Below are 18,303 nucleotides of genomic sequence, written 5' to 3'. Positions count from 1 at the left end.
TTAACGACATGGGACTCGAAGAAAAGCTGCCGAGCGGCTTCCTGCTGACCACCGTCGAGCAGGCCGCGGGCTGGGTGCGCAAGGCGTCCGTCTTCCCGGCCACCTTCGGCCTCGCCTGCTGTGCCATCGAGATGATGACCACCGGCGCCGGCCGCTACGACCTGGCCCGCTTCGGCATGGAGGTCTTCCGCGGTTCACCGCGCCAGGCGGACCTGATGATCGTCGCCGGCCGGGTCAGCCAGAAGATGGCGCCCGTCCTGAGGCAGGTCTACGACCAGATGCCCAACCCCAAATGGGTGATCTCCATGGGCGTCTGTGCCTCCTCCGGCGGCATGTTCAACAACTACGCGATCGTCCAGGGCGTCGACCACATCGTCCCGGTCGACATCTACCTGCCCGGCTGCCCGCCCCGCCCCGAGATGCTGATGGACGCGATCCTCAAGCTCCACCAGAAGATCCAGTCCTCCAAGCTCGGCGTGAACGCCGAGGAAGCGGCCCGCGAGGCGGAGGAGGCGGCGCTCAAGGCCCTGCCCACGATCGAGATGAAGGGGCTGCTGCGGTGAGCGACGCGAACGGCACCCAGGGAGACCACGGGGTGAACGGCTCCGCGAACGGGGTGAACCCCGAGAAGGATCTCTCCGCCTCCAACCTCCCCGGCCGGCGCGGCCAGGGCGGCGAGGAGATCCGCGTCCAGCGCGGCATGTTCGGCGCCGACAACGGCGGCGACACCTCCGGCTACGGCGGCCTGGTCCGCTCGGTCCGACTCCCGGGACCGGCGGCCCGGCCCTACGGCGGATGGTTCGACGAGGTCGCCGACGAGCTGGAGGGCGCCCTGGAGGAACAGGGACTCCTCCCCGGGAACGCCATCGAGAAGACGGTCGTCGACCGCGGCGAGATCACCTTCCACATCGAACGCGAGCACCTGGTCCGTGTCGCCCGCACCCTGCGCGACGACCCGGCCCTGCGCTTCGAGCTGTGCACCGGCGTCAGCGGCGTCCACTACCCGAACGACAAGGGCCGCGAGCTGCACGCCGTCTACCACGTGCGCTCGATCACCCACAACCGGCTGATCCGCCTCGAAGTCAGCGCCCCCGACAGCGACCCGCGCATCCCGTCGCTGGTCTCCGTCTACCCGACGAACGACTGGCACGAGCGCGAGACCTACGACTTCTTCGGCATCGTCTTCGAAGGTCACCCGGCCCTGACGCGGATCATGATGCCGGACGACTGGCAGGGCCACCCGCAGCGCAAGGACTACCCCCTCGGCGGCATCCCCGTCGAGTACAAGGGCGCCCAGATCCCGGCTCCGGACCAGCGGAGGTCGTACTCGTGAGCACGCAGTCAGCATCCGCCGCGTCGGCCGCGTCCGCGCGCGAGACCACCGAGGGCACCGTCTACACGGTCACCGGTGGCGACTGGGACGAGGTCGTCCAGTCCGCGGCCCGCGCCGACGACGAGCGCATCGTCGTCAACATGGGTCCCCAGCACCCGTCCACCCATGGAGTGCTCCGCCTGATCCTGGAGATCGAGGGCGAGACGGTCACCGAGGCCCGCTGCGGCATCGGCTACCTCCACACCGGCATCGAGAAGAACCTCGAATACCGCACGTGGACGCAGGGCACCACGTTCGTGACGCGCATGGACTACCTGACGTCCTTCTTCAACGAGACCGCCTACTGCCTCGCCGTCGAGAAGCTCCTCGGCATCGAGGACCAGATCACCGAACGCGCCAAGATCATCCGGGTGCTCCTGATGGAGCTGAACCGGCTGTCTTCCCACCTGGTGTGCATCGCCACCGGCGGCATGGAGCTGGGCGCCACCACGATCATGATCTACGGATTCCGTGATCGTGAAATGATTCTCGACATCTACGAGCTGGTCACGGGCCTGCGCATGAACCACGCGTACATCCGGCCCGGCGGACTCGCCCAGGACCTGCCGCCCGGCGCGGTGGACCAGATCCGCGAGTTCGTGAAGAAGATGAAGAAGAACCTCCCGGAGTACGACAAGCTCGCCACCGGGAACCCCATCTTCAAGGCCCGCATGCAGGACATCGGCTACCTCGACCTGGCCGGCTGCATGGCCCTCGGCGCGACCGGCCCGATCCTGCGTGCCACCGGCCTGCCGCACGACCTGCGCAAGGCCCAGCCGTACTGCGACTACGAGACGTACGACTTCGACGTCCCGACCGCCGACACCTGCGACGCCTACGGCCGCTTCCTCATCCGCCTGGAGGAGATGCGCCAGTCGCTCGGGATCATCGAGCAGTGCCTGGACCGGCTCCAGCCCGGCCCGGTCATGGTCGCCGACAAGAAGATCGCCTGGCCCGCCCAGCTCGCTCTGGGACCGGACGGACTCGGCAACTCCCTCGACCACATCAAGAAGATCATGGGCACCTCCATGGAGGCCCTCATCCACCACTTCAAGCTGGTCACCGAGGGCTTCCGGGTCCCGCCGGGACAGGCGTACGCGGCCGTCGAGTCGCCCAAGGGCGAACTCGGGGTGCACGCGGTCTCCGACGGCGGCACCCGCCCCTACCGGGTCCACTTCCGCGACCCGTCCTTCACCAACCTGCAGGCCATGGCGGCGATGTGCGAGGGCGGCCAGGTCGCCGACGTCATCGTCGCCGTAGCGTCCATCGACCCCGTGATGGGAGGCGTCGACCGGTGACCACCTCTTCTTCCGAGCGGGGCGTCAGCCTGGGCATGCCCGAACTGCCCGCACCCGCGTACCCGGACGACGTCCGGGCCCGGCTGGAGGCGGACGCGCGCGAGGTGATCGCGCGCTACCCGGACTCCCGGTCCGCCCTGCTGCCGCTGCTCCACCTCGTGCAGTCGGAGGAGGGCCATGTCACGCGCACCGGCATGCGGTTCTGCGCGGACATGCTGGGCCTGACCACGGCCGAGGTCACCGCCGTCGCCACCTTCTACACGATGTACCGGCGCAAGCCGTCCGGCGACTACCAGGTCGGCGTCTGCACCAACACGCTGTGCGCGGTCATGGGCGGTGACGCGATCTTCGAGAGCCTCCAGGAGCACCTGGGCGTCGGCAACGGCGAGACCACCGACGACGGCAAGGTCACCCTGGAGCACATCGAGTGCAACGCGGCCTGCGACTACGCGCCGGTCGTGATGGTCAACTGGGAGTTCTTCGACAACCAGACCCCGGCGAGCGCCAAGCGCATGGTCGACGATCTGCGGGCGGGGCGCCCCGTGCAGCCCACGCGCGGGGCGCGCCTGTGCACCTTCAAGGAGACCGCGCGGATCCTGGCCGGCTTCCCCGACGAGCGGCCCGGGGCCGTCGAGGAGGGCGGCAGTGCGGGACCCGCGTCGCTGGTGGGCCTTCGCCTGGCAAGGGGAGAGGCCGCACCCGCGCGCGTGGTCCATCCGCGCGGAGGTCCGCATGAGGAACCGCAGGACAAGGTGCACGAGCCGTCGCCGGCCGAGCACCTCAGCTCCCATGACGCGCCGCAGGACACATCGGCCTCCGACCCTGCCCACCCCGCGGGGCCTACCGCCGAGGAGGGTGAGTGATGACCGTGGTATCCGAGGTCAAGGACCCGAGCCCGGAGAAGCTGCTCGCACCCGTGCTGTCGGCCTTCTGGGACGAGGACCGGTCCTGGACTCTGGACGTCTACCGGAGGCACGAGGGATACGAGGGGCTCCGCAAGGCCCTCGCCATGTCACCGGACGACCTGATCGCGTACGTCAAGGACTCCGGGCTGCGGGGCCGCGGCGGCGCGGGATTCCCGACCGGGATGAAGTGGCAGTTCATCCCGCAGGGTGATGGAAAACCGCACTATCTAGTTGTCAACGCCGACGAGTCGGAGCCGGGCACCTGCAAGGACATCCCGCTCCTCTTCGCGAACCCGCACAGCCTCATCGAGGGCATCGTGATCGCGTGCTACGCCATCAGGTCGTCGCATGCCTTCATCTATCTGCGGGGTGAAGTCGTCCCCGTTCTGCGGCGGTTGCATGAGGCCGTGCGCGAGGCCTACGCGGCGGGCTACCTCGGCGAGAACATCCTGGGCAGCGGACTCGACCTCCAGCTCACCGTGCACGCCGGCGCCGGCGCGTACATCTGCGGTGAGGAGACCGCACTGCTCGACTCGCTCGAAGGCCGCCGTGGTCAACCGCGGCTCCGTCCCCCCTTCCCTGCCGTGGAAGGCCTCTACGCCTGTCCCACTGTGGTGAACAACGTCGAGTCGATCGCGTCGGTTCCCGCCATCCTGAAAAACGGCAAGGACTGGTTCAGGTCGATGGGCAGCGAGAAGTCCCCGGGCTTCACGCTCTACTCGCTCAGCGGCCATGTCGCGAGCCCCGGCCAGTACGAGGCCCCGCTCGGCATCACGCTGCGCCAGCTCCTCGACATGAGCGGCGGCATGCGGCCGGGCCACCGCCTGAAGTTCTGGACGCCGGGCGGGTCCTCCACGCCGATGTTCACCGACGAGCACCTCGACGTCCCCCTCGACTACGAGGGCGTCGGCGCCGCCGGCTCCATGCTCGGCACCAAGGCGCTGCAGTGCTTCGACGAGACGACCTGCGTGGTGCGGGCGGTGACCCGCTGGACCGAGTTCTACGCCCACGAGTCCTGCGGCAAGTGCACACCCTGCCGCGAAGGGACGTACTGGCTGGTGCAGTTGCTGCGGGACATCGAGGCCGGCAAGGGCGTGATGTCCGACCTCGACAAGCTCGCCGACATCGCCGACAACATCAACGGCAAGTCCTTCTGCGCCCTCGGCGACGGCGCCGCGTCCCCGATCTTCTCCTCGCTGAAGTACTTCCGCGAGGAGTACGAGCAGCACATCACGGGCCGGGGCTGCCCCTTCGACCCGGCCAAGTCGACGGCCTGGGCGGACCGCCCGGAGGTGAACGCATGACCGTGACCACCAGTGCTCCCGCGGGTGGGGGAGAGGCGGCGGTCCCGCCGGAGGACCTCGTCACGCTGACGATCGACGGCATCGAGATCAGCGTGCCCAAGGGCACCCTGGTCATCCGGGCCGCCGAGCAGCTCGGCATCGAGATCCCGCGCTTCTGCGACCACCCCCTGCTGGACCCGGCCGGCGCCTGCCGCCAGTGCATCGTCGAGGTCGAGGGCCAGCGCAAGCCGATGGCGTCCTGCACGATCACGTGCACGGACGGCATGGTCGTGAAGACCCACCTGACCTCGCCGGTCGCCGAGAAGGCCCAGCAGGGTGTGATGGAGCTGCTGCTCATCAACCACCCGCTGGACTGCCCGGTCTGCGACAAGGGCGGTGAGTGCCCGCTGCAGAACCAGGCGATGTCGCACGGCAACGCCGAGTCCCGCTTCGACGGCAAGAAGCGGACCTACGAGAAGCCCGTGCCGCTCTCCACCCAGGTGCTGCTCGACCGGGAGCGGTGCGTGCTGTGCGCCCGCTGCACCCGCTTCTCCAACCAGATCGCGGGCGACCCCATGATCGAGCTGGTCGAGCGGGGCGCGCTCCAGCAGGTCGGCACAGGCGAGGGCGACCCGTTCGAGTCGTACTTCTCCGGCAACACCATCCAGATCTGCCCGGTCGGCGCGCTCACCTCGGCCGCCTACCGGTTCCGCTCCCGCCCCTTCGACCTCGTCTCCTCCCCGTCGGTGTGCGAGCACTGCTCCGGCGGCTGCGCCACCCGCACCGACCACCGGCGCGGCAAGGTCATGCGGCGGCTCGCCGCCTACGACCCCGAGGTCAACGAGGAGTGGATCTGCGACAAGGGACGCTTCGCGTTCCGCTACGCGCAGCAGAAGGACCGCCTCGACACGCCGCTGGTGCGCAACGCCGACGGTGTCCTGGAGCCCGCTTCCTGGCCCGAGGCGCTGGAAGCGGCCGCGCGGGGCCTGAGCGCCGCCCGCTCCCGGGCCGGTGTCCTCATCGGCGGCCGGCTGACCGTCGAGGACGCCTACGCGTACAGCAAGTTCGCGCGCGTGGCGCTCGACACCAACGACATCGACTTCCGCGCGCGCGTGCACAGCGGCGAGGAGGCCGACTTCCTGGCGGCCCGGGTGGCCGGCCGCGGCCGGGACCTCGACGGTACGGGCGTCACGTACACCTCCCTGGAGAAGGCGCCCGCCGTCCTGCTGGTCGGCTTCGAGTCGGAGGAGGAGGCACCGGGCGTCTTCCTGCGGCTGCGCAAGGCCTGGCGCAAGCGTAAGCAGCGGGTGTTCTCGCTGGCCACGCACGCCACCCGGGGCCTGGAGAAGGCGGGCGGCACGCTGCTGCCGGCCGCTCCGGGCACCGAGCCGGAGTGGCTGGACGCGCTCGCGAGCGGCGTCGGCCTGGAGGAGCCCGGCACGCTCGCCGCCGAGGCCCTGCGCACCGAGGGCGCCGTCATCGTCGTAGGAGAGCGGCTGGCCGGTGTCGCGGGCGGACTCACCGCCGCCCTGCGCGCCGCCGCCGCGACCGGCGCCGAGCTGGTGTGGATCCCGCGCCGGGCCGGTGAGCGCGGCGCCGTCGAGGCGGGCGCCCTGCCCTCGCTGCTGCCGGGAGGCCGCCCGGCGACCGACCCGCGCGCGCGGGAGGAGGTCGCCGCGGCCTGGGGCCTCGCCGAACTCCCGGCGCGCTACGGCCGCGACACCCACCAGATCGTCGAGGCCGCCGCCACCGGCGAACTCTCGGCACTCCTGGTGGCCGGCGTGGAGGTCGCCGACCTGCCCGACCCGGCACGCGCGCGTGAGGCGCTGGAGAACGTCGGCTTCCTGGTGTCGCTGGAGCTGCGGCCCAGCGAGGTCACCGCCCACGCCGACGTCGTCCTGCCGGTCGCCGCGGTCGCCGAGAAGGCGGGCACCTTCCTCAACTGGGAGGGCCGTGTGCGCTTCTTCGAGGCCGCGCTCAAGCCCGACCAGATGACCCGCCCGCTCGCGCCGACCGACACGCGGGTGCTGCACATGCTCGCCGACGCCATGGACGGTGTCGAAGGCGCCGACGGCCGCCGGCAGCTGGGCCTGCCGGACCTGCGCAGCACGCGCGCGGAGATCGACCGGCTCGGCTCCTGGGACGGCCCCCGCGCCTCCGGACCCACGGAGATCGCGGGCGCGCTGCCCCGCCCGGCCGCGGGTGAGGCCGTGCTCGCCGGGCACCGGCTGCTGCTCGACCAGGGCGTCCTCCAGGAAGGCGACGAGGCGCTCGCCGGCACCCGGCACGCCGCACACGCGCGCGTGTCCGCCGCGACGGCCGCCGAGGCGGGCGTCGCGGACGGCGGCATCCTGACCGTCACCGGCCCCGCCGGCGCGGTCGGACTGCCCCTGCAGATCACCGAGATGCCCGACCGGGTGGTCTGGCTCCCGCTGAACTCCGTCGGTGCCGGCGTCGCCTCCGACACCGGGGCACGGCCCGGCTCCCTCGTCCGCATCGGCCCGGCGGCAGTCGCCGGCGAGGCCCCCAAGGAGGTGGAGGCATGAGCCCGTACCTCGCCGCTGAAGACCTCTCGATGTTCGGCCGCGACCCCTGGTGGCTGGTCGTCGTCAAGGCCGTCTTCTGCTTCGCGTTCCTGATGGTGACCGTTCTGTTCTCCATCGTCTGGGAGCGCAAGGTCGTCGCCTGGATGCAGCTGCGCATCGGCCCCAACCGGCACGGCCCCTGGGGCATGCTCCAGTCGCTCGCCGACGGCGTGAAACTGATGCTCAAGGAAGACCTCATCGTCAAACGCGCGGACAAGGTGGTCTACGTCCTCGCGCCGATCGTCGCGGCCATCCCGGCCTTCATGGCGATCGCGGTGATCCCCTTCGGACCGGCCGGCAACGAGATCTCGATCTTCGGCCACCGCACCACGATGCAGCTCACCGACCTGCCGATCGCGATGCTCTACATCCTCGCCATCGCCTCGGTCGGCATCTACGGCATCGTGCTGGCGGGCTGGAGTTCCGGCTCCACCTATCCGCTCCTGGGCGGCCTGCGCTCCTGCGCGCAGATGATCTCGTACGAGATCGCCATGGGCGCCGCGTTCGCCTCCGTGTTCCTCTACTCGGGGTCGATGTCGACGTCCACGATCGTGGAGCAGCAGCACGACCGCTGGTACATCCTGCTGCTGCCGGTCTCCTTCATCCTGTACATCGTCACGATGGTCGGCGAGACCAACCGCGCCCCGTTCGACATGCCGGAGTCCGAGGGCGACCTGGTCGGCGGCTTCAACACCGAGTACTCGTCGATCAAGTTCGCGATGTTCATGCTCGCCGAGTACGTGAACATGGTGACGGTCTCGGCCGTCTCGGCCACCCTGTTCCTCGGTGGCTGGCGCGCCCCCTGGCCGGTCAGTTCCTTCTGGGAGGGCGCGAACCACGGCTGGTGGCCGCTGCTCTGGTTCGTCATCAAGGTCCAGCTGCTGCTGTTCTTCTTCATCTGGCTGCGCGGCACGCTCCCGCGCGTGCGCTACGACCAGCTGATGAAGCTCGGCTGGAAGGTCCTCATCCCGGTCTCCGTGACCTGGCTGATGCTGGTCGCGACCGTCCGCGCCCTGCGCAACGAGAACTACGACTTCGCCGACATCGCCCTCTACGTCGGCGGCGGTGTCCTCGCCCTGCTGCTGATCTCCTTCGTCGCCGACATGTTCCGCGACAAGGCGAAGCCGGCCGGACAGCCCGCCGACGAGCAGCCGGCCTTCGACCCGATGGCGGGCGGGTTCCCCGTGCCGCCGCTGCCCGGACAGGAGCTGCCGCCGGCGCCGAGGCGCCGCCCGCGCTGGGGCGAGCGGGAGCTGATTGTCAGTGGTGGACCGGACACTGTCAGTGACGGATCTTCGGATGGAAAGGAGGCGTCCGATGGCTGAGGAGCCTCAGGAGGCCGGGCAGACCAAGCCCGGATTCCAGAACCCCGTGGCCGGCTTCGGCGTGACCTTCAAGGCCATGTTCAAGAAGCGGCTGACCGAGCAGTACCCGGAGCAGAAGAAGACCACGGCTCCGCGGTTCCACGGACGGCACCAGCTCAACCGCCATCCGGACGGCCTGGAGAAGTGCGTCGGCTGCGAGCTGTGCGCCTGGGCCTGCCCCGCCGACGCCATCTACGTGGAGGGCGCCGACAACACCGACGAGGAGCGCTACTCGCCGGGTGAGCGGTACGGCCGCGTCTACCAGATCAACTACGCCCGCTGCATCCTGTGCGGGCTGTGCATCGAGGCGTGCCCCACGCGCGCGTTGACGATGACGAACGAGTTCGAACTGGCCGACTCCAGCCGCGCCAACCTCATCTACACCAAGGAGCAGCTGCTCGCCGGTCTCGAAGAGGGCATGGTCGACACGCCGCACGCCATCTTCCCGGGGACGGACGAACAGGACTACTACCGCGGCCTGGTGACGCAGGCCGCGCCCGGTACGGTCCGCCAGGTGGCCGTCTCCAGGGGCGAGGTCCCGCAGGAGGCCGCCTCCACCTTCGGCGAGGACGAGCCGGCCTCGGAGAAGGTGATCGGCCGATGAGCGCGCAGCACCTCGCCGCCTACACCACCTCCACCGGTGAGGCCTTCCAGTTCTGGGTCCTCGGTACGGTCGCGGTGATCGGCGCCCTGTGCACCGTCTTCATGAAGAAGGCCGTGCACAGCGCGCTCTGCCTCGCCGGCACCATGATCGTCCTGGCGGTGTTCTACCTCGCCAACGGCGCCTACTTCCTCGGGATCGTGCAGATCGTCGTCTACACCGGCGCGATCATGATGCTGTTCCTGTTCGTGGTGATGCTCGTCGGCGTCACGGCCGCGGACTCCCTGAAGGAGACCATCAAGGGCCAGCGCTGGCTGGCCCTCCTGTGCGGGGCCGGCTTCGGGGTGCTGCTGTTCGCCGGCATCGGCAACGCCTCCCTGAAGGAGTTCAACGGCACCGGCCGGGCGAACGCGAACGGCAATGTGGAGGGGCTGGCGTCCCTCATCTTCACCAAGTACGTCTTCGCCTTCGAGATCACCGGCGCGCTGCTCATCACGGCGGCCGTCGGCGCCATGGTGCTCACCCACCGGGAGCGCACCGAGCGCGCCAGGACCCAGCGCGAGCTGTCCGAACAGCGCATCCGCGAAGGGAAGCACATCCCGCCGCTGCCCGCCCCCGGTGTCTACGCCCGGCACAACGCCGTGGACATCGCGGGCCTGCTGCCCGACGGCACCCCGTCCGAGCTGACCGTCAGCAAGACGCTGCGCGAACGCGGCCAGATCCGTGACGTGTCCACGGAGGCGCTCAACGACCTGCGGGCGCTGGAGCAGCGCGCGGAGGAGCGTCTGGGGCGCCGGGCGATCGAGCCGGAGACGTTCAAGCGGCCCGAGGAGGCGTCGAAGTGAACCCGGTCAACTACCTCTACCTCGCCGCCCTGTTGTTCACGATCGGCGCGACCGGCGTCCTGATCCGGCGCAACGCCATCGTGGTCTTCATGTGCATCGAGCTGATGCTGAACGCCTGCAACCTCGCGTTCGTCACCTTCTCCCGGATGCACGGCAACCTCGACGGCCAGATCATCGCCTTCTTCACGATGGTCGTCGCCGCCGCGGAGGTCGTGGTGGGTCTCGCGATCATCGTGTCGCTGTTCCGTGCCCGCCACTCGGCCTCGGTCGACGACGCCAGCCTGATGAAGCTGTAAGGGGTCGGAAGAATCGTGGAGAACCTGATCGCGCCGCTCATCGCGGCGCCCCTGCTCGGAGCGGCCGTCCTCCTGGTCGGCGGCCGGCGCCTCGACCGCGTCGGCCACTGGATCGGCACGCTCCTGTCGGCCGCCTCCTTCGTGTTCGGCCTCATCCTCTTCGCCGACCTGCTCGGCAAGGGCGTGGAGCAGCGGACCCTGACGCAGCACCTGTTCAGCTGGGTCCCCGTGGCCGGCTTCCAGGCGGACGTCACCTTCCGCCTGGACCAGCTGTCCATGACGTTCGTGCTGCTCATCACGGGCGTCGGCTCGCTGATCCACCTGTACTCGGTCGGGTACATGGAGCACGACGAGCGGCGTCGCCGCTTCTTCGGCTATCTGAACCTGTTCCTCGCGGCGATGCTGCTGCTCGTCCTCGCCGACAACTACCTGCTGCTGTACGTCGGCTGGGAGGGCGTCGGTCTCGCCTCGTACCTGCTGATCGGCTTCTGGCAGCACAAGCCCAGCGCGGCCACGGCCGCGAAGAAGGCCTTCCTGGTCAACCGGGTCGGCGACATGGGCCTGTCGATCGCGATCATGCTGATGTTCACCACCTTCGGCAGCTTCGCCTTCGGCCCGGTCCTCAGCCACACCGGTGACACCTCCGAGGGCAAGCTCACCGCGATCGGCCTCATGCTGCTGCTCGCCGCCTGCGGCAAGTCCGCCCAGGTGCCGCTGCAGTCCTGGCTCGGGGACGCCATGGAGGGCCCGACCCCGGTCTCCGCCCTCATCCACGCGGCGACGATGGTGACCGCGGGCGTCTACCTGATCGTCCGCTCCGGCGCCATCTTCAACGCGGCCCCCGACGCGCAGCTGGCCGTCACGGTCGTCGGCGCGGTCACGCTCCTGTTCGGTGCGATCGTCGGTTGCGCCAAGGACGACATCAAGAAGGCGCTGGCCGGCTCGACCATGTCGCAGATCGGCTACATGGTCCTCGCGGCGGGCCTCGGGCCCATCGGCTACGTCTTCGCGATCATGCACCTGGTGACGCACGGCTTCTTCAAGGCCGGGCTGTTCCTCGGCGCGGGTTCCGTGATGCACGGCATGAACGACGAGGTCGACATGCGCCGCTACGGCGGCCTCAGGAAGTACATGCCGGTCACGTTCGTCACCTTCGGCCTCGGCTACCTCGCCATCATCGGCTTCCCGGGCCTGTCCGGCTTCTTCTCCAAGGACAAGATCATCGAGGCGGCGTTCGCCAAGGGCGGCACCGAGGGCTGGATCCTCGGCGGCGCGGCCCTGCTGGGCGCGGCCATCACCGCCTTCTACATGACGCGCGTGATGCTGATGACGTTCTTCGGCGAGGAACGGTGGCGCAACGCCCCGACCCCGTCCCCGGCCGAGCCCAGCGTGGAGCCCGCCGCCGAGACCCGGGGCGAGCACGCCGAGCCGCACCCGCACGAGTCCCCGAAGGTCATGACGATCCCGATGATCGTCCTCGCCGTCGGTTCCGTCTTCGGCGGTGCCTTCTTCAGCATCGGTGACCGCTTCCTCAACTGGCTGGAGCCGGTCACCGGTCACGATCACGGCGACTCGCCGCTCAGCGCCGGGGTGATCACCGGGGCCACCATGGTCTGCCTGGTCATCGGTGTCGCCGTCGCCTGGGCCCAGTACGGCCGCAAGCCGGTCCCGGCCGTCGCCCCGCGCGGCTCCCTGCTCACTCGCGCGGCCCGCCGCGACCTGCTCCAGGACGACTTCAACCACGTGGTCCTGGTGCGTGGCGGCGAGCACCTGACGCGCTCCCTGGTGTACGTCGACCACACCCTGGTCGACGGCGTCGTCAACGGCACGGCGGCCGGCTTCGGCGGCCTGTCGGGACGGCTGCGCCGGCTCCAGAACGGCTTCGCCCGCTCCTACGCGGTCTCGATGTTCGGCGGCGCGGCACTCCTGGTCGCCGCGACCCTGCTGATGAGGGCGGTCTGATACCGATGTCCTTTCCTCTGCTGACAGCGACGGCGGCGCTCCCGGCCCTCGGGGCGGTCGCCACGGCCGCCGTGCCGGCCGCCCGGCGCACCGCCGCCAAGTGGCTGGCGCTGGTCGTCTCGCTCGCCACGCTCGCCCTGGCGATCACCGTCCTGGTCCGCTTCGACCCGGACGGCTCCCGCTACCAGCTCACCGAGTCCCACGCCTGGATCAAGGACTTCGGGGTCAGGTACGAACTGGGCGTCGACGGCATCGCGGTCGCGCTGATCGCGCTGACCGCCGTACTGATCCCGTTCATCATCCTCGCGGGCTGGCACGACGCCGATCCGCTGGAGACCGGCAGCCGCCGCTGGCGGCCCACCCAGGGCTTCTTCGCGCTGATCCTGGCCGTCGAGGCGATGGTGATCATCTCCTTCGAGGCCACCGACGTCTTCCTCTTCTACATCTTCTTCGAAGCCATGCTCATCCCGATGTACTTCCTCATCGGCGGCTTCGGGGACCGTGCCCACGAGCACGGCGAGGAGACGGCCGCCACCCAGCGGTCGTACGCGGCGGTGAAGTTCCTGCTCTACAACCTGGCCGGCGGTCTGATCATGCTGGCCGCGGTGATCGGCCTCTACGTGGTCGCCGGGAACTTCTCGCTCACGGAGATCGCCGAGGCCCGCGCCAGCGGCTCGCTGCACATGGCGACCAGCACCGAACGCTGGCTGTTCCTCGGCTTCTTCTTCGCCTTCGCGGTGAAGGCGCCGCTGTGGCCGCTGCACACCTGGCTGCCGAACGCCATGCAGGAGTCCACCGCCCCGGTCGCCGTCCTCATCACCGCGGTCGTCGACAAGGTGGGCACCTTCGCGATGCTCCGCTTCTGCCTCCAGCTGTTCCCGGAGGCGTCGAAGTGGGCGACGCCCGTCATCCTCGTCCTGGCGGTCATCAGCATCGTCTACGGCGCGCTGCTCGCCGTCGGCCAGCGGGACATCAAACGCCTGGTGGCCTACGCGTCCATCTCGCACTTCGGTTTCATCATCATGGGCATCTTCGCGATGACCGGCCAGGGCCAGTCCGGCGCCACGCTCTACATGGTCAACCACGGCATCTCCACGGCCGCCCTGATGCTGGTCGCCGGCTTCCTCATCTCCCGGCGCGGCTCCCGGCTCATCGCGGACTACGGAGGCGTGCAGAAGGTCGCCCCGGTGCTCGCCGGCACCTTCCTGATCGGTGGCCTCGCCACCCTGTCGCTGCCCGGACTGGCGCCGTTCGTCAGCGAGTTCCTGGTCCTGGTCGGCACCTTCACGCGCTACCCGGTGATCGGCGTCATCGCCACCTTCGGCATCGTCCTCGCCGCGCTGTACACGCTCGTGCTGTACCAGCGGACGATGACGGGCCCGGTGAAGCCGGAGGTCTCCGCGATGCCCGATCTCCGCGTGCGTGAGCTGGTGGTCGTCGCCCCGCTGATCGTGCTGCTGATCTTCCTGGGCGTCTATCCGAAGCCCGTGACGGACATCGTCAACCCGGCGGTCAAGCAGACCATGTCCGACGTCCAGAAGAAGGACCCCAAGCCCGAGGTGGAGGCGGCCAAGTGAGCACACCAGCCGTCCACAGCCTGTGGACAACCGCGGCCGAACCGATCTCGAAGATCGACACGCCGAAGATCGAATACGGACAATTGTCGCCGACACTGATCGTCATCGGTGCGGCACTGGTCGGGGTCCTCATCGAGGCGTTCGTGCCGCGCCGGTCCCGCTACTACGCGCAGGTGTTCGTGTCCGTCGTCGCCCTGTGCGCCGCGTTCGCCGCGGTCGTCGCGCTCGCGGCCGACGGGTTCGGCACCACGAAGGCGCACATCGCGGCGATGGGCGCCATCGCGGTCGACGGCCCCGCCCTCTTCCTGCAGGGCACGATCCTGCTGGCCGGACTGGTCGGCCTGTTCACCTTCGCCGAGCGGCGCCTGGATCCGGCCGCGCACGGCAACCGGGTCGACTCCTTCGCGGCGCAGGCCGCCTCCGTACCCGGCAGCGACAGCGAGAAGGCCGCCGTGAAGGCGGGCTTCACCACCACGGAGGTCTTCCCGCTGCTGCTCTTCGCGGTCGGCGGCATGCTGATCTTCCCGGCGGCGAACGACCTGCTGACCCTGTTCGTGGCACTGGAGGTCTTCTCCCTGCCGCTGTACCTGCTGTGCGCGCTGGCCCGCCGCAAGCGGCTGATGTCGCAGGAGGCCGCGGTCAAGTACTTCCTGCTGGGCGCGTTCGCCTCCGCGTTCACCCTGTTCGGCATCGCGCTGCTGTACGGCTACGCGGGCTCGATGTCGTACGCGCGCATCGCCCAGGTCGTCGACGGCACGGTCACCGACGTCGACCCGGCCCTCGCCAACACCATGGGCAACGACGCGCTGCTGCTGGTCGGCGGCGCGATGCTCCTGATGGGCCTGCTGTTCAAGGTGGGCGCGGTGCCGTTCCACATGTGGACGCCCGACGTCTACCAGGGCGCGCCGACCCCGGTGACCGGCTTCATGGCGGCGGCGACGAAGGTGGCCGCGTTCGGCGCGCTGCTGCGCCTGCTGTACGTCGTCCTGCCCGGGCTGCGCTGGGACTGGCGGCCGGTCATGTGGGCCGTGGCGATCATCACCATGCTGGGCGGTGCGGTCGTCGCCATCACCCAGACCGACATCAAGCGGCTGCTGGCGTACTCGTCCATCGCGCACGCCGGTTTCATCCTGGCGGGTGTGATCGCCACCTCGAAGGACGGCGTGTCGTCGGTGCTCTTCTACCTGGCGGGCTACTCCTTCGTCACGATCGGCGCGTTCGCCGTGGTCACGCTGGTGCGCGACGCGGGCGGCGAGGCGACCCACCTGTCGAAGTGGGCGGGCCTCGGCCGCCGCTCGCCGCTGGTGGCGGCCGTGTTCGCGGTGTTCCTGCTGGCCTTCGCCGGTATCCCGCTGACCTCCGGGTTCGCCGGGAAGTTCGCCGTGTTCAAGGCGGCGGCGGACGGCGGCGCGGCCCCGCTGGTCGTGATCGGTGTGATCTCCTCGGCGATCGCCGCGTTCTTCTACATCCGCGTGATCGTGCTGATGTTCTTCAGCGAGCCGCGGCCGGAGGGCCCGACCGTCGCCGTACCGTCACCGCTCACCATGCTCGCGATCGGCCTGGGCGTGGCCGTGACGCTGGTCCTCGGTGTGGCGCCGCAGTACTTCCTGGACCTGGCGAACCAGGCGGGAGTCTTCGTGCGCTGACGCCGGCGTCACCCGCGCCGCTGCCCGGCACCCTCACAGGAGGGCGCCGGGCAGCGGTGTTCCCGCGGTCACTCCGGCTATCGCTGACCGGTGTCGCACGGAAACGACCGAGCCTGTGGATAACTCCGGGGCTGTCGGTCCGGACCCCTATGGTGGAGGCAGCGGTCGAGAGACGACACACGGGGGACCGACGGGGGACAGGACGATGGGCGTGACGGGCGGGATCAGCGAGATGGCACAGGTGACCGAGGGGCCGGGCGCGGCCGACAGCGAGGCGCTGGCCACGCTCGACCGGGTCTTCGGATACGACGCCTTCCGGGGTGAGCAGCAGGCGATCATCGAGCATGTGGTGGCGGGTGGCGACGCCGTCGTCCTCATGCCGACCGGCGGCGGAAAATCGCTGTGCTACCAGATCCCGGCCCTGGTCCGGCCCGGCACCGGCGTCGTCGTCTCGCCGTTGATCGCCCTCATGCAGGACCAGGTGGATGCCCTGCGTGCCCTCGGTGTCCGCGCCGGCTTCATCAACTCCACCCAGGACTTCGACGAGCGGCGCATGGTCGAGGCCGAGTTCCTGGCCGGCGAGCTGGACCTGCTGTACCTGGCGCCGGAGCGGCTGCGCGTGGACGCCACGCTGGACCTGCTCTCCCGTGGCAAGATCTCCGTCTTCGCGATCGACGAGGCCCACTGTGTGTCCCAGTGGGGCCACGACTTCCGCCCCGACTATCTCGCCCTCTCCCTGCTCGGCGAGCGCTGGCCGGACGTCCCGCGGATCGCCCTCACCGCCACGGCCACCCACGCCACCCACCAGGAGATCACCCAGCGGCTGAACCTGCCGACGGCCCGGCACTTCGTCGCCAGCTTCGACCGGCCCAACATCCAGTACCGGATCGTGCCCAAGGCCGACCCCAGGAAGCAGCTGCTCGCCTTCCTCCGGGAGGAACACGCGGGCGACGCCGGCATCGTGTACTGCCTCTCGCGCAACTCGGTGGAGCGCACGGCGGAGTTCCTGACCGCCAACGGCATCCAGGCGGTGCCGTACCACGCGGGCCTGGAGGCGGCCACGCGCGCGGCGCACCAGGCCCGGTTCCTGCGCGAGGACGGCCTGGTCGTGGTCGCGACCATCGCCTTCGGCATGGGCATCGACAAGCCGGACGTACGCTTCGTCGCCCACCTGGACCTGCCCAAGTCGATCGAGGGGTACTACCAGGAGACCGGCCGGGCGGGCCGCGACGGCCTGCCGTCCACGGCCTGGATGGCATACGGCCTGAACGACGTCATACAGCAGCGCAAGCTGATCCAGTCCGGCGAGGGCGACGAGGCGTTCCGCCGCCGGGCCGCCGCCCACCTCGACGCCATGCTCGCGCTGTGCGAGACCGCCCAGTGCCGCCGTGGCCAGCTGCTCGCCTACTTCGGGCAGGACCCCGAGGCCGCGGCGTGCGGCAACTGCGACACCTGCCTCACCCCGCCCGAGACCTGGGACGGCACGATCGCCGCGCAGAAGGTGCTCTCCACGGTGGTGCGGCTGCAGCGGGAGCGCGGGCAGAAGTTCGGCGCGATGCAGATCGTCGACATCCTGCTCGGCAAGCGCACCGCCAAGGTGATCCAGTTCGACCACGACCAGCTGTCCGTCTTCGGCATCGGACAGGACCTCTCCGAGGCCGAGTGGCGCGGGGTCATCCGGCAGCTGCTGGCCCAGGGACTCCTCGCGGTCGAGGGGGAGTACGGCACGCTGGCGCTCACCGGGGCGAGCGGCTCGGTGCTGCGGCGCGAGCGCGAGGTGCCGCTGCGCAAGGAGCCGAAGAAGCCGGCCACCTCCCGGACGCGGTCCACCGGCTCCTCCGGGGGCGACCGCAAGGCCAAGGCCGTCGCGGCCGAGCTGCCCGAGGCGCTGCTCCCCGCCTTCGAGGCCCTGCGGGCCTGGCGCGCCGAACAGGCCCGGGAACAGGGCGTCCCGGCGTACGTCATCTTCCACGACGCCACCCTGCGCGAGATCGTGACCCGGTGGCCCGGCTCGGTGCGGGAGCTGGGCACGGTGAACGGCGTCGGCGAGAAGAAACTGGTGACGTACGGCGAAGGGGTGCTCGAAGTGCTGGCCTCCCTGGACGGGGCCGCCAAGCCCGCCGACGAAGCCCCGGCGGCCGGCGGCACACCGGACCCCGACTGGCCCGAACCGCCGGACGAGCCGGAACCGGACGACTGGATATAGCCCGGTACGGTCTGGCGCGCTGCGGGAGCTCAAAGCCCCCGCGCCGCACGGGCCCGGACGTCCGCGTCCGAGTCGGCCGTGGCCGTGGCGAGGGCCGAGCGGGCCTCCGCCGAGGTCCGGTGCCGGCCCAGAGCCGGGACCGCCGCCTCACGGACGTCGGCGTTCGGGTCGGCAAGGGCCTTGGCGAGGGCCGGGACGGCCGTGTCGCGGGCCCGGCCGACAGCGTGGTCGCGGCACCGGACCGCACCTGCCAGGCCGGGTCCGACAGGGCGGCCACGGCACGTGCGGCCAGCGGCGGCGAGCAGCCGGTGGCGGCCGGCGCACCCAGCGCGGCGCCGCGCACCAGCGGATCACCGTCCTCGG

General features: G+C 70.1%; 15 protein-coding genes. 14 read left to right on the top strand and 1 reads right to left on the bottom strand.

Annotation, left to right across the window (positions count from 1 at the left end; all coding sequences use genetic code 11):
- Positions 1-8: 8 nt before the first annotated feature.
- From AB0L21_RS06480 to recQ, 14 genes are all read left to right on the top strand, one after another.
- On the top strand, positions 9-563 hold the full coding sequence (locus tag AB0L21_RS06480) for an NADH-quinone oxidoreductase subunit B family protein (protein WP_007383964.1): 555 nt from the start codon (positions 9-11) through the stop codon (positions 561-563).
- Complete coding sequence (locus AB0L21_RS06475) at positions 560-1,333, top strand: NADH-quinone oxidoreductase subunit C (protein ID WP_365707920.1); 774 nt, start codon at positions 560-562, stop codon at positions 1,331-1,333. Before AB0L21_RS06480 ends, AB0L21_RS06475 begins: the two co-directional genes overlap by 4 nt.
- Entirely contained in the window at positions 1,330-2,670 is a 1,341-nt protein-coding gene (locus tag AB0L21_RS06470; RefSeq protein WP_365707918.1) for an NADH-quinone oxidoreductase subunit D, read from the top strand. The genes AB0L21_RS06475 and AB0L21_RS06470 overlap by 4 nt, the downstream gene beginning before the upstream one ends.
- Complete coding sequence (gene nuoE, locus AB0L21_RS06465) at positions 2,667-3,533, top strand: NADH-quinone oxidoreductase subunit NuoE (RefSeq protein ID WP_365707916.1); 867 nt, start codon at positions 2,667-2,669, stop codon at positions 3,531-3,533. The genes AB0L21_RS06470 and nuoE overlap by 4 nt, the downstream gene beginning before the upstream one ends.
- Positions 3,530-4,879, top strand: coding sequence for an NADH-quinone oxidoreductase subunit NuoF (gene nuoF, locus AB0L21_RS06460; protein ID WP_181140426.1), 1,350 nt, complete (start codon positions 3,530-3,532; stop codon positions 4,877-4,879). Before nuoE ends, nuoF begins: the two co-directional genes overlap by 4 nt.
- The gene (locus AB0L21_RS06455) at positions 4,876-7,404 is read left to right on the top strand and encodes an NADH-quinone oxidoreductase subunit G (protein WP_365782538.1); all 2,529 of its coding nucleotides are present in this window, start codon (positions 4,876-4,878) and stop codon (positions 7,402-7,404) included. The genes nuoF and AB0L21_RS06455 overlap by 4 nt, the downstream gene beginning before the upstream one ends.
- The gene (nuoH, locus tag AB0L21_RS06450) at positions 7,401-8,768 is read left to right on the top strand and encodes an NADH-quinone oxidoreductase subunit NuoH (RefSeq protein WP_365707911.1); all 1,368 of its coding nucleotides are present in this window, start codon (positions 7,401-7,403) and stop codon (positions 8,766-8,768) included. Before AB0L21_RS06455 ends, nuoH begins: the two co-directional genes overlap by 4 nt.
- The gene (gene nuoI, locus AB0L21_RS06445) at positions 8,761-9,411 is read left to right on the top strand and encodes an NADH-quinone oxidoreductase subunit NuoI (RefSeq protein ID WP_365782536.1); all 651 of its coding nucleotides are present in this window, start codon (positions 8,761-8,763) and stop codon (positions 9,409-9,411) included. The genes nuoH and nuoI overlap by 8 nt, the downstream gene beginning before the upstream one ends.
- On the top strand, positions 9,408-10,253 hold the full coding sequence (locus AB0L21_RS06440; RefSeq protein ID WP_365707907.1) for an NADH-quinone oxidoreductase subunit J: 846 nt from the start codon (positions 9,408-9,410) through the stop codon (positions 10,251-10,253). Before nuoI ends, AB0L21_RS06440 begins: the two co-directional genes overlap by 4 nt.
- On the top strand, positions 10,250-10,549 hold the full coding sequence (nuoK, locus tag AB0L21_RS06435) for an NADH-quinone oxidoreductase subunit NuoK (RefSeq protein WP_030641022.1): 300 nt from the start codon (positions 10,250-10,252) through the stop codon (positions 10,547-10,549). Before AB0L21_RS06440 ends, nuoK begins: the two co-directional genes overlap by 4 nt.
- A gap of 15 nt (positions 10,550-10,564) precedes the next feature.
- Positions 10,565-12,511: an NADH-quinone oxidoreductase subunit L gene (nuoL, locus tag AB0L21_RS06430; RefSeq protein ID WP_365782534.1), complete on the top strand. Its 1,947-nt coding sequence runs from the start codon at positions 10,565-10,567 to the stop codon at positions 12,509-12,511.
- A 5-nt stretch (positions 12,512-12,516) separates the two neighbouring features.
- The gene (locus AB0L21_RS06425; protein ID WP_365782532.1) at positions 12,517-14,088 is read left to right on the top strand and encodes an NADH-quinone oxidoreductase subunit M; all 1,572 of its coding nucleotides are present in this window, start codon (positions 12,517-12,519) and stop codon (positions 14,086-14,088) included.
- Positions 14,085-15,734, top strand: a complete 1,650-nt coding sequence (gene nuoN, locus AB0L21_RS06420; protein WP_365782530.1) for an NADH-quinone oxidoreductase subunit NuoN — start codon at positions 14,085-14,087, stop codon at positions 15,732-15,734. The genes AB0L21_RS06425 and nuoN overlap by 4 nt, the downstream gene beginning before the upstream one ends.
- A gap of 205 nt (positions 15,735-15,939) precedes the next feature.
- Complete coding sequence (gene recQ / locus AB0L21_RS06415) at positions 15,940-17,940, top strand: DNA helicase RecQ (protein WP_365782528.1); 2,001 nt, start codon at positions 15,940-15,942, stop codon at positions 17,938-17,940.
- A gap of 29 nt (positions 17,941-17,969) precedes the next feature.
- Here recQ and AB0L21_RS06410 read toward each other — a convergent pair whose 3' ends face one another.
- Positions 17,970-18,194 carry a HEAT repeat domain-containing protein gene (locus AB0L21_RS06410; RefSeq protein ID WP_365782606.1) on the bottom strand — a complete coding sequence of 75 codons (225 nt, stop codon included), beginning with the start codon at positions 18,192-18,194 and terminating at the stop codon, positions 17,970-17,972.
- Between the last annotated feature and the right edge of the window lie 109 nt (positions 18,195-18,303).

The sequence above is a fragment of the Streptomyces sp. NPDC052721 genome (genome assembly GCF_040678315.1).
Classification (GTDB): domain Bacteria; phylum Actinomycetota; class Actinomycetes; order Streptomycetales; family Streptomycetaceae; genus Streptomyces.
Note: the sequence above shows the minus strand (reverse complement) of the source record. Positions and strands in the feature narration are given on the sequence as shown.